This is a genomic window from Anabaena sp. UHCC 0204, assembly GCF_009711975.1.
Classification (GTDB): Bacteria; Cyanobacteriota; Cyanobacteriia; order Cyanobacteriales; family Nostocaceae; genus Dolichospermum.
In genome coordinates, this window is sequence record NZ_VIKW01000003.1 from 173,215 (window position 1) to 185,096 (window position 11,882).

Genomic DNA, 11,882 nt, shown 5'->3' on the forward strand with positions numbered 1-11,882 from the left:
TTATTCAAAAGGTAGATTCATAACCTAATTTTTAAGTTCTTATCTTGCTTGTAAAAACACTAACTTTCTTAGTTGTCAGACATTCTTATGAAAAAAACAAGACGGAATGATCCAAACTTTAAAAGACTTATCAGTCAAATTTCACCAGAGATATTAGCCACTTTAACAGATGAACAAATAGAAGCCATTTATAGAGGTTTTTGTGAGCGTAGTCAGGCTAATCATTTTATAAATTGGCGAATTTCATTTCCTATTCCTGGACTAAAATTATATCTAGTATTATTAGCCGGTGAAGAACGACGTTCACAAGTGCGCTTACGTCAAGAAAAAAGTTTATATCCTATTCTTACACCGATCAATATCTTATTCTTGAGCGGTTTTTTAGGTGTTATCTTTTCTTCTATATTCACAGTATTATTTTTTGTATTACCTGCAATTAATATCCCATCAACCTATACTCCTCACACCACGTCAATTCCTTGGATTGATGATGAACATGAATGCCAAAAAACTGGTAGAATATGGAATAATAATAAGTGTTGGGATGATGAACACAGTCCTGACTTTTAAGTAGTGTGTTATAATGACCTAATAATATCAGTTGCTATTTAGGGAAATTCTCTGCATCAGGTGGTTATCGAGTTTCGACTCCGCTCAACTACCGCGAAGTCGAGATAATGTCCAGGATTAAGACTAAGATTTTTTGACCGATTACCAATTACCAGCTTTAACTAGATAAGTAGCAACTTGGATTAATATGTCTGATCCAGATTTAAATCAAAACTCATTGAAGACAGATCCTGTAATCAAAAAGTTTTTAGCTCAGATTCCACCGCAAATAGCCAGCACTTTTACAGATGATCAATTAACAGAACTAAAACGTATATTTGGTAAGCGTGTTAATAATCCCAATCAAGTTAATATCAGGATATCAATTCCATTTTTCAAGAAAAGCTTTTATTTCGTTTTACTAATAGGTAAAGATAAGCGAGCTAAATAGCACAGAAGACATTAAATTTTGTAACATATTTTTTACCCGATTATCAATAATTTATTTAGTTAAAAATCCGGTGAGAAGATATTTTCCCGTTAAATTAGTAATTAGTAAATACCGAGAGGGAGTCAGTAACTCAGGGCTAAAGCCACTGAGCTTGTAAGAGTAATCAAGCAAGCTGTACTGACCAGACCACCCTGAGCGTAGTCTTATGGTAGCCGTTATTTGAGTCAAGACACCGGAGAATGCGACGCTAGTTTTCCGCTCTGTCGTTTGTAATTAAACAGTTTTAAAGTCACTGAAACAGTGTTACAAGCCTAACAAACTCAGATAACAAGGTCGAAGCGAACATTACCTGAGAAATCAGAGAGGCAGAAATGTCAAATTACGCATTAGTTATCGACACAAACAAACAACCTTTAAGCCCTTGTCATCCCTCGGTAGCAAGGAAATTATTGGATTCTGGAAAAGCTGCTGTATTTAGGATGTACCCCTTTACTATCATCTTAAACAAGTCATGCTCAGATGTTGTTAACCAAGCGATAGAACTCAAAATAGACCCTGGTTCAAAAACTACGGGCATAGCATTGGTTCAGGGAGAGAAAATCATTTTTGGTGCAGAACTTTCTAATCGAGGAAGTGCAATTAAAGCGTCCCTAGAATCCCGTCGTTCACTTCGCAGGGGGAGACGAAACCGCCATACTCGCTATCGTCAAGCCAGATTTTTGAATAGAACCCGGACAAAAAATTGGTTAGCTCCAAGTTTGCAGCATCGTGTTGAGACTACCTTAACTTGGGTCAACAAACTCATTAAGTTTGCTCCGCTCACAAGGATATCTCAAGAGCTTGTCAGGTTTGACTTGCAACAAATAGACAATCCAGAAATATCAGGTATTGAATATCAGCAAGGCACTTTGTTCGGGTACGAAGTCCGTGAGTATCTACTTGAGAAATGGAAGAGAAAATGTGCTTACTGTGGGATTGAGAATGTTCCCTTGCAAGTTGAGCATATTCATCCTAAAGCCAGAGGTGGCACTAATCGGATTTCTAATCTTTGTCTTGCTTGCGAGAAGTGCAATATCAAAAAAGGCACTCAGGATGTTGAGAAATTCCTGGCTAAGAAACCGGATCTTCTCAAATGTATTCTGGCACAAGCAAAACGACCTTTAAAAGATGCGGCGGCTGTGAACTCTACCCGTTGGGCATTGTTTAGCCGACTCAAAGAAACTGGTTTACCTGTTTCCACTGGTTCTGGTGGTCAAACTAAGTTCAACCGAACCAAATTCAACTTTCCTAAAACTCATTGGCTAGATGCCGCTTGTGTTGGGCAAATTGGAGAATTAGAAATTTTCACAAACAAGCCTTTGCTAATCAAAGCAACAGGGCATGGGACTCGTCAAATGTGTCGAACTGACAAGTTTGGTTTTCCATCTCGATATGTACCTAGAATTAAATTTGTTAAAGGTTTTCAGACAGGTGATATTGTGAAAGCAATTGTTACTACTGGCAAGAAAATCGGTAAATATATTGGTCGTGTTGCAGTTAGAGCAACAGGTTCTTTCAATATTTCCGCATCAAAATTAGTTCAGGGTATTAGTTATAAATGCTGCAAAATTGTTCACCGCAAAGATGGCTACAATTACGCATTTTAGAATTGACAGGGATTAAAATCCCTTGAGCCGCTTCCCTCTCAGCCCTAAAGGGACTGAGTTTCTCGCTTCCCACGAGGTTTTATGAATTACATAGGTTGTTTCCTGACTTCCACCAATGAATTTAATTTTATCTAACTACTTAAGTGGAGCGATCGCCTATAATATGAGCGCAGGTTTATCATTTTATGGAAAAACTCCTCAATGTCAGCTTTGTTGTGGAAAGAAAAAGCCTAAGAAGTGATTCTCGGTATCACCACTCTCCACGACAGCAGGGTTAGGAGTGTCATAGCTAATATACGCATAATTATAACCCTGACAATCAATTTAACCTAAAGCTACAAGAGGAGAATATATGGACCCAATCATTTTAATAATAATTCTAGCCCTAGTCGGTTATGGTTTGGCATCTGTAAAGATGGTAAATCAAGGAAATGTTGCTTTAGTGGAACGGTTGGGGCGGTATCATTGCAAACTTAACCCTGGTCCTCACATGATTATTCCCATCATTGATCAGATAGTGATGGAGGATACAACTAGAGAGCAGCTTTTAGATATTAAACCGCAAAATGTGATTACTAAAGACGGAATTTACTTAGAAGTTGATGCAATTCTTTATTGGCGCATTAAAGATATCGAAAAAAGCTTTTATGCTATTGATGACTTACAACAGGGGCTGACAAACTTAGCGACAACTAACCTCCGGGAAAATATTGCCCAGAACTCCTTGGAGGATACTAATATGTCTAGAGAGGAGATGGATAAAAGCATATTAGGCGCGTTGACTCCCATCGCAGCTACTTGGGGAATTGAAATTATCCGTTTAGATATTCAAAGTATCACCCCACCAGAAACTGTCCGCAAGTCAATGGAAGAGCAACAAAATGCCCAAATTAAAAAGAAAGCAGCCATAGAAGCAGCGGAAGGGGAACGACAAGCGGCAGTTAAACGGGCGGAAGGAACTAAAACATCCATAGAAATAATTTCTGAAGCCTTGCGTATTCATCCTGAAAGTAAGGATATTCTCCGGTATCTTGTTGCTCAAGATTACGTAGATGCGAGTCAAAAACTGGGTGCAAGCAATAATGCCAAAATCGTATTTGTAGATCCTGCTAACTCAACTGAAATGTTCCAGGAATTGATTGCTGATCCAGTACAAGAAAATCATGGTAAAAACCCTGCTAACGGTAATGGGAATGGGAATGGAGTTAATTAATAATTACTAATTACGAAAAATGGCATCTGCGACTAGAGTCACTTCTTGCATTTCTTGAACGTCGTGAACTCGGAGAATATCTGCACCATTAAAAATGGCTGCACAACAAGCTGCTGCTGTTCCCCAAACCCGTGATTTTGGATCTGGTTGGTTGAGAATATTACCGATAAAACTTTTGCGGGATGCTCCCACCAAAATAGGGGAATTGAGGTTTTTGAGCGATCGCAAGCGGCGAAAAATTTCTAAATTTTGCTGATGATTTTTAGCAAAACCAATACCAGGATCAATAATTATTTTATGTTCATCAATTCCCGCAGCGATCGCATTTGTAATTTGCTGCGATAAAAAATTATAAATATCAGAAATTAAATTTTCATAATCAGTCAGTTTTTGCATAGTTTGGGGATTACCCCGGATGTGCATTAACACAATAGGCACATTTAAACTAGCAACTGTTGTCAACATTTCCGCGTCAAATGTACCCCCAGAAATATCATTTACTATATCTGCTCCAGCAGCTATAGCAGCTTTAGCTACTTGCGATCTAGTTGTATCCACTGAAATAGGCACATCAATAATTGGACGTAGCAACTCCAAAACAGATAGCACCCGCTCAAGTTCAACTTCTAGGGATATTTGCTCTGCTCCTGGCCGAGTAGATTGTCCACCAATATCAATGATGTCAGCACCAGCCGCAACCATTGTTTTTGCCTGGTTTAAAGCGGCTGATGTAGTGTTAAATTTGCCACCATCACTAAAACTATCAGGGGTAACATTTAAAATCCCCATAATATAAGTTCGCTTTCCCCAAATAAAACAGCGTTCCCTGATGGTTAAGTTATTAGACATATAGATAATCCAAATTGATAATTAATAATTGATAATTGTCAATTGTCAATTGTTAATTGTCAATTATCCTAATCCCCAATCCCCATTATTGATAATTGACAATTCTGGCAAAACTATCAGCTTCTAGACTAGCTCCTCCAACAAGAGCGCCGTCAATTTCTGGTTGTGCCATAATTTCATCAATATTATTCGGTTTGACTGAACCGCCATATTGGATAGGAACTAGGGGATTAGTTAATTGACTGCGAATTAAGCCAATTACCCGATTTGCTTCTTTGGTTTCACAGGTATCACCAGTACCAATAGCCCAAATTGGTTCATAAGCAATGATCAAGCTGGTTTGATCGATGTCTACTAAGTCTTTTTCTAACTGGGTGCTAATGATGGATTCTGTTTCCCCTGCATCTCGTTGTTGTTTGGTTTCCCCAACACAGAGAATAGGTGTGAGTCCATGCTTTTGGGCGGCTTTGAGACGGAGATTTACAGTTGCGTCTGTTTCTCCGAAGAATTGCCGTCTTTCGCTGTGTCCAATAATGACATAACGTACACCAATTTCCGTAAGCATAGAAGCAGAAATTTCGCCCGTATATGCTCCATTCTCTTCCCAGTGGACGTTTTGTGCGCCTAAATTTACACGACTACCATGTAAGGATTTAGACAGCAAGCTTAAATCGGTGAAGGGAGGAAACAGTACCACTTCTCGTTGTGAGGGGGTTTCCTCCAGGTGAGGCAAAAATCCGCTTAAAAAGTCTGCGGATTCTGCCTGGGTTTTAAACATTTTCCAGTTACCAGCAATAACGATTTTCCGCACAGGTGATTTAATCAAAATTTTAATGCTACTAGATGCACTTTTTACTGTACTACTTTTTAGAACTATTCATAAAGCAGAATTCACTGAGTTACCGCAACAGTAGTCAGTAGTAACACAGCCTGAGTGTTTGTCTTTTAACTTAGATGCTGTATAAGTTATTGTTTACATACTATCAATCAAGCGGAGGATGCCAACCACTCATTACCCAACGCTTCCGAGCAACAAGAATTACTGAATTATTCATCCGGAGCTTAACTATTGTGACTCTACCAATAGCATTTACACTTTCTACTCTTGTACCATCAGCACTCCATCCAAAATGCTCAGACCATTTTTGTTTACGAGGGTTAAAAAGTTGTATAGTTTCACCACTCAAAGGATCTATAGATTCAATTGCATCACTTTTGAATTCATTGCATGAACGACAAGCTAAACAAAGATTTTCAAAAGTTGTTTCTCCACCCTTAGAAACTGGGTGAATATGATCATAAGTCATAGGAATACCGCTATTTTCCTCAGATGTTAAGCAATAGCAGCAACGTGATTTATCGCTATCTATAATTTTTTGTCTTAAACTTTCAGAAATATATGTAGACACAATAAATTAAGAATTTTATAGCCGATATCCTCGCCAATTAAGTAATACTGCTGCTTGGGCTTTACGTAACATAAATAAATCAGTATCATGTCGAAGTGACATTAACTCTAATCGTTCTACTTCCGTAAGTATACCCCTAGAGTTATGATCAAGCAGGATGTTATATCTGTCCATATCATCTGCTGTTTTCCGACTATTGGCAATTTGCCAAAGAGTATTATCATCTAGCTTATCTAATGCTGCAATTTCAGCTTGAAATTCCTCTGGTACATCATCCCATGCTGGTGGACTACCAACTTGTAAAGCATGAAGCATTACTTCTTGCAAGGGACGTTGAGTAGCATTAGCAGTATTAACTAATCGCTGATAGATAATTTCTGGGATTTGGAGAGTTACTGTTTCAGTGGGCATATTTTACTCCCATTGTAATTTACATTAATAAAACTATTAATATTTTAAGTATATCCTTTTCTATTAACTTTAGATTTATCAAGGTTTTATTTCCCGATTTTCGTCATTCCTGGGTTCTTTAAAATACTTAATAAAAGTATTATCTCATTTTTTAGCATATATCTGTTTTATATATTGAATTTCTGATCTTAAACCATTCGCATGAATCAAACCTACATAACCGTAATAATATTATACACTTAGTTTTCTAAATAAACAATATTTGGATAAAAAACAATTTATTTTAGTTAATCCTCTCATTAAGGACTTACATACTTTACAAATTAATTATTTGATGTTTTCCCAAAAATAGGTTGTTTCATATTTTTAGGACTTACGCAAGATTGAAGTCAAAACCTGATTCTTGCGTAGGGGTAATTCATGAATTACCCCTACTTCCTGTTTTGCGTAAGTCCTAATTTTAATCAATGATTATATTGATCGTAAAAAGTAAGAGTTTAGCACTGCTAAACCCTTACGAAAAATGTGGCTTTTGGATAATTTATACTTCGGTTTTTTGTTAATGGGTAAGTTCTACCCTAATTAATCCCAAATACAGAACCAACTGTAGACTTAATAGAGTTTCCAGCATCCTTTAAAGCCTGACTAAAGGGTTGCTTATTCTGCAAGAATACCCTCGCACAATTGCGTCCTGGCATACCCGAAATTGAGCCACCTGGATGTGTTCCTGCACCAGTTAAAAAGAGATTATCAATGGGGGTTTTGTAATTGGCTAATTCTGGCAAAGGTCGGAAGAATATCATTTGATCCATCGTCATATCAATATGATAATAATTCCCCTTGTATGCACCTAATCTTTCTCCTAATTCTGCTGGACTTTCTACCCTTCTAGCGATAGTTGCTTTTTTCACATTTGGCGAATAAGTCGCCAATTTATCAACTACTCTATCTGCAACTTTATTTTTCAATTCATCAGTCCAACCCGTCCCTTTTAAACCTGTACCTTCTGCACCAGCAATTTGATAAGGAGCAAAAAATTCAATCCATACAGTATGTTTACCAGGTGGTGCTAAACTGGGGTCAAGGGCGCTAGGCATGACGACATACATAGATGGGTCAGAATCGGGAATTTCACCTAATGTACATTTACTATGAGCCTGTTCTACATGATTCATAGAATCAGCAATGAGAATTGAACCAATGAGATATTCATCTTTATGATCATGATGAGAAAAATGCAAAGGTTCATCTAATGCTAAATCTATTTTCAGGATAGTTTCATTGTTGTTGATAATGCGGCGTTCTAACCTTTCCCATAAATCAGGATCAACTGCATCAATATCATTTTTATCAGTCATTTGTAAGAATAATCTTTGAGCATCAATATTAGAAATTACTCCATATTTAGCCCGATATTCTTGACCACCAGCCACCCTCACACCCTCTGCTGTAGCATCATTAATTAAAATCTTTTCCACGTGCTGCTCTGTGAGAATTACCCCACCTTTACTATTAACTAATTTCACCAATGCTTGCACCAAAGCACCCGTACCACCGCGAGGTCTAGCCATACCAGGATTATGACGCATGGCCATCATCATTACCCCAATTGCGAGATTTTTTTGAGAAGGTGGCGCACCTAATTCTGATGCTAATCTAGATAGGGGTGCTTTCAAAAATTCTTCATCAAACCATTCATTGAGAATATCTTCAGCACTATTGAGCATTGTCCGCACAAAATCAAAGCTTTTGGCTGGAGAACCCACTACAGAAAATAAATCTTTAACTTGTTGAAAATTGTAGTTGCCAAAAATATCTATAATTGATTTTGGTGGGGCATTAAACATAGGAATCATGGCGTTAATTGCCCGTTGCCAATAATCTGTAAACTCGGCATATTTTTTAGCATCTCGTTCATTGTAACGAGCGATTTCTGCACAGGTTTTTTCTAATGATTTATGAGCTAAAAAATATTTACCGTCGGGGTGAGGACAAAAGACAACTGGATCACATTCTAGATATTCTAAGCCATATTTTGTTAATTCCAATTCTTCAACAACTGGACCCAAATGGATAAATTCATGGTCAATGGCACACAAGTTAAATTTAAATCCTGGTGCTTTGTCTGGGATACATTCTTCTGTTGTCGCTGCACCACCAGGAACGGAACGTTTTTCTAGTAGTAGGACACTATAACCTGCTTTGAGTAAATAAGCTGCACAAACTAAGCCGTTGTGTCCAGCACCGATAATGATAACATCGTATTCTTGCATATTTTTATGACAGAAAAACCTGGTTTTTTCATATTATTATATTTACAGCAAATTGCAACTAAATTATTAAAAATTTTAATAACAATTAGTTAAAAAGAATATGGATACCCAATCTATGCAAGAAATACGGGATCTTGTTTCTGGTTTTGTACGTAATTTTGATACGTCAAATATCAAAAATATGTTGGTGATTAAATGATAATAGCATCTTTGCAGATAAATACACGAGTTATCGGTGATAGAAGCCAGGATGAGAGTTTAGGGTTGCAAGATGTCAACAGGGAAATATGTCCCAAGAATTATTATCAAAGGTATAAGTTTCTAGACAAAATTCTTGGAATTATGTCCTAAAAGCAGGTGCATCAAACTTTACTATTTTAAAATTTTGTATTATTTTAATGTGATAATCTCAACATATAAAGGTGAAATTTTCAGACAAAATTTTGTGGTTTATGTCTTTACATAACATCTAAAAATATTTTTGATATTGAAATATCCTATCATGTTAATTTAATAATTTCAACATATAAAGGTGAAATTTTCAGACAAAACTCTGTGATTTATGTCTTAATTTCATGTGCATAAAGCTTTATATCTATCGAATATTTAGATTATTTTAAATTTAGTTATGTACAAAACATAAAAGAAAAACTAACTCTTGAGTAAGAGCATAAAAAAAATGAAGAAAATAGTAATTGCAGACTTAAAATCTAATAATGCCGAAAGCCTTTTTCGTGAACTATCGCCGACTGAAGCAGAGATTGTATCGGGTGGTAGTGGTGGGAGTATTAATAATTATTTTATATCGGCTATGACAGGAAACTTAATTGGTTCACAAAATGACAGGAACGGCATAGATAAGAGCACTACCATCCGCGATAATAAGGTCAACACTATAGACTATTCCAGGGCTATATACATTATCATAAATTCTTGGTAATTAATCATGTGTAATTACAAAATTTATAGTTGAGGGTAAAACATTTTTTTAGGGTTTTTGTTTTCACAGATTTTACCCCTCATAAATTTTCATATCTGCTCATTTCTGGATTAGTAAATTAAGACAATGGCTGCAATCATGAATACTGAATTAAGTTCTGTTGAAGTGAATAGACTTTTTCATAAACTGACTTTAGAGGAAATGGAGTCAACATCAGGAGGTAATATGGTTATTCCTTTATGGAGTAGTAATTATAAAATTATTGATGATGGTTTAAATAGCTTAAATAGCTTAATAGGTACATATCTCACCCCATTCGGTTTTTACGATAACAAGATATTAACAATTGATTTTTCAGATACAGATGTCTATTTGATAGTTTAATCAGTTGCTAATAGTAATTCTTATTTAACTCCTGTGACTAAAAAAGAGGTTTTAAAGGGTGTTTATCCTTTATGAAACAAGCTGTTTAACCACCTTGTTACCCGTTAAGATAAATCTGTGGGTTATTAGCACATAATCTAGTACAACAAGGCGGAAATAACCAGACAATTAAAAATTAAAAAACCTGTTTAATATGCTTTTAAAATTTTTAATTTTTAATTCTGCCAAGCTGTACTAGTTTGACGCACTCTGCTAATATGCTGTATTAAACTGTCGCTTTTTCTAACTTTGTAGATACTGGTTGACGGAGATTTTCAATTACTAGATTAATAGGACCATTTGGACCTGTGACTAAACCCCGTCGTTGAGGTTGAATTTCTTGGGTATCAACTAATTGCATTGACCATGTTTTCAAAACTTTAGCTAATATTAATTTCATTTCCATTTGAGCAAATGCTAAACCTATACAACGTCTTGAACCACCCCCAAAAGGAATAAATTCATAAGGAGAAAATTGTCTTTCGATAAAGCGTTCTGGGTTGAATTTTTGAGGTTCAGGATAAATATCTTCCCGTTGGTGAGTTAAGTAAATTGAACCCATGATAACTGTACCTGGTTCAAGTTGATGACCGCAAATAGAAATAGGTGTTTTTACCTTTCTGGGGAAAGTTAGCATTGCTACAGGATAAATCCTTAATGTTTCATTACAAACAGCCGTTAAATAAGGTAATTTAAAAATAGTATTAGAATCAAGATTTTCTCCTAAACTATCCAATTCTGCTAATAACTTTTCGCGAACTTCTGGGAGTTTATGAATCCAGTAAAAAGCCCAAGAAATTGCTGTAGCTGTAGTTTCATGACCTGCGAATAATAAAGTCATTAATTCATCTCTTAATTCTTCATCATTCATAGGTTGACCATCTTCATCTCTAGAAGACATCAGTAAAGTGAGAATATCTGTCCGCTGAGGATCAAAGTTTTCTCTTCTTTCTTGAATTTCCTGATAAATGAGTTGGTCAGCTTGTTCCTGTTTCTTCAGTTGTTGTTTCCAAAGTTCCGAAATACCAATTACATCTTTTAATTTAGGAAAATAGAGAAAAGAAACTCTCCAAGGAACACTACTTTGTTCAATAATTTCACAAAGGAGATTTCTGAGTTTTTCAGCCTGTTCTCCTTCATAAATACCAAAAACAGCTTCCATCATGATCTGAAGAGTAATCTCTTGGGAAACATTTCTAATATTAAAAGGTTGATTTTTTTGTTGTTTATTGATAGTCTTTGTGGTAATGCTTTCAATTAATTCCGCATAATTTCGCATTCTTTCCCCATGAAAAGGAGGCATAATTAATTGACGTTGACGTTGATGAGCTTTACCATTAAGACTAATGACAGAATTTTTGCCCAATAAATATTCAAAAATACTATTCAAATCTCCTGGTGCTTCCAACTCTTTATGATCATTACTTAATACCTGCTGCATAGCTTCAGGAGAATGAACAAATAGAATTGGTGGTAAATTACTCTGTAATTTCAGAGCAAAAAGCTCTCCATAATTTTTAGCACATTCTCTCAGAAAACTCATGGGTCTGAATACCCAGTTTAAAACTTGAATAGTAGATGGTACTTTTGGTCCCGGTAGTATTTGCATACATTTCTCCTGATATGATCACACAAGTAATTATAGAATAACTCAACTTTAACTATAAACCCTTTGGGGGTAATTAGAACTTTGCACGAAACAAAAACCTAAAAGTTAA

Annotated in this window: 12 protein-coding genes; 6 read left to right on the plus strand and 6 right to left on the minus strand. The window is 36.0% G+C overall.

Annotation, left to right across the window (positions count from 1 at the left end; genetic code table 11):
• Window positions 1-87: 87 nt before the first annotated feature.
• The 4 genes from FJR04_RS03665 to FJR04_RS03680 all read left to right on the plus strand — a co-directional run bounded on the left by FJR04_RS03665 (window position 88) and on the right by FJR04_RS03680 (window position 3,859).
• Window positions 88-570 (plus strand): hypothetical protein, encoded by a 483-nt coding sequence (locus tag FJR04_RS03665; RefSeq protein ID WP_168491919.1) that lies wholly within the window; start codon window positions 88-90, stop codon window positions 568-570.
• 187 nt (window positions 571-757) lie between these two features.
• Window positions 758-1,000: a hypothetical protein gene (locus tag FJR04_RS03670; RefSeq protein WP_168491921.1), complete on the plus strand. Its 243-nt coding sequence runs from the start codon at window positions 758-760 to the stop codon at window positions 998-1,000.
• A gap of 371 nt (window positions 1,001-1,371) precedes the next feature.
• A complete protein-coding gene (gene iscB / locus FJR04_RS03675; protein ID WP_168491923.1) occupies window positions 1,372-2,646 on the plus strand; it encodes an RNA-guided endonuclease IscB in 1,275 nt (424 codons plus the stop codon).
• Between the two features lie 352 nt (window positions 2,647-2,998).
• Window positions 2,999-3,859 carry an SPFH domain-containing protein gene (locus FJR04_RS03680; protein WP_168491925.1) on the plus strand — a complete coding sequence of 287 codons (861 nt, stop codon included), beginning with the start codon at window positions 2,999-3,001 and terminating at the stop codon, window positions 3,857-3,859.
• Between the two features lie 6 nt (window positions 3,860-3,865).
• Here FJR04_RS03680 and folP read toward each other — a convergent pair whose 3' ends face one another.
• The 5 genes from folP to crtO form a co-directional block, all read right to left on the minus strand.
• Window positions 3,866-4,708 carry a dihydropteroate synthase gene (folP, locus tag FJR04_RS03685; RefSeq protein ID WP_168491927.1) on the minus strand — a complete coding sequence of 281 codons (843 nt, stop codon included), beginning with the start codon at window positions 4,706-4,708 and terminating at the stop codon, window positions 3,866-3,868.
• An 85-nt stretch (window positions 4,709-4,793) separates the two neighbouring features.
• Window positions 4,794-5,519, minus strand: coding sequence for a triose-phosphate isomerase (tpiA, locus tag FJR04_RS03690; protein WP_168492135.1), 726 nt, complete (start codon window positions 5,517-5,519; stop codon window positions 4,794-4,796).
• A gap of 172 nt (window positions 5,520-5,691) precedes the next feature.
• Window positions 5,692-6,117, minus strand: coding sequence for an HNH endonuclease signature motif containing protein (locus FJR04_RS03695; RefSeq protein ID WP_168491928.1), 426 nt, complete (start codon window positions 6,115-6,117; stop codon window positions 5,692-5,694).
• A gap of 15 nt (window positions 6,118-6,132) precedes the next feature.
• A complete protein-coding gene (locus FJR04_RS03700; RefSeq protein WP_168491930.1) occupies window positions 6,133-6,528 on the minus strand; it encodes a hypothetical protein in 396 nt (131 codons plus the stop codon).
• A 578-nt stretch (window positions 6,529-7,106) separates the two neighbouring features.
• Window positions 7,107-8,801, minus strand: a complete 1,695-nt coding sequence (crtO, locus tag FJR04_RS03705) for a beta-carotene ketolase CrtO (RefSeq protein ID WP_168491932.1) — start codon at window positions 8,799-8,801, stop codon at window positions 7,107-7,109.
• A 679-nt stretch (window positions 8,802-9,480) separates the two neighbouring features.
• Here crtO and FJR04_RS03710 point away from each other — a divergent pair.
• Both FJR04_RS03710 and FJR04_RS03715 read left to right on the plus strand, forming a co-directional pair.
• Window positions 9,481-9,741, plus strand: coding sequence for a hypothetical protein (locus FJR04_RS03710; protein WP_168491934.1), 261 nt, complete (start codon window positions 9,481-9,483; stop codon window positions 9,739-9,741).
• Between the two features lie 126 nt (window positions 9,742-9,867).
• The gene (locus FJR04_RS03715; RefSeq protein WP_168491937.1) at window positions 9,868-10,125 is read left to right on the plus strand and encodes a hypothetical protein; all 258 of its coding nucleotides are present in this window, start codon (window positions 9,868-9,870) and stop codon (window positions 10,123-10,125) included.
• A 265-nt stretch (window positions 10,126-10,390) separates the two neighbouring features.
• On the opposite strand, the gene FJR04_RS03720 is transcribed toward FJR04_RS03715, so the two are convergent.
• Window positions 10,391-11,773: a cytochrome P450 gene (locus FJR04_RS03720; protein WP_168491939.1), complete on the minus strand. Its 1,383-nt coding sequence runs from the start codon at window positions 11,771-11,773 to the stop codon at window positions 10,391-10,393.
• Between the last annotated feature and the right edge of the window lie 109 nt (window positions 11,774-11,882).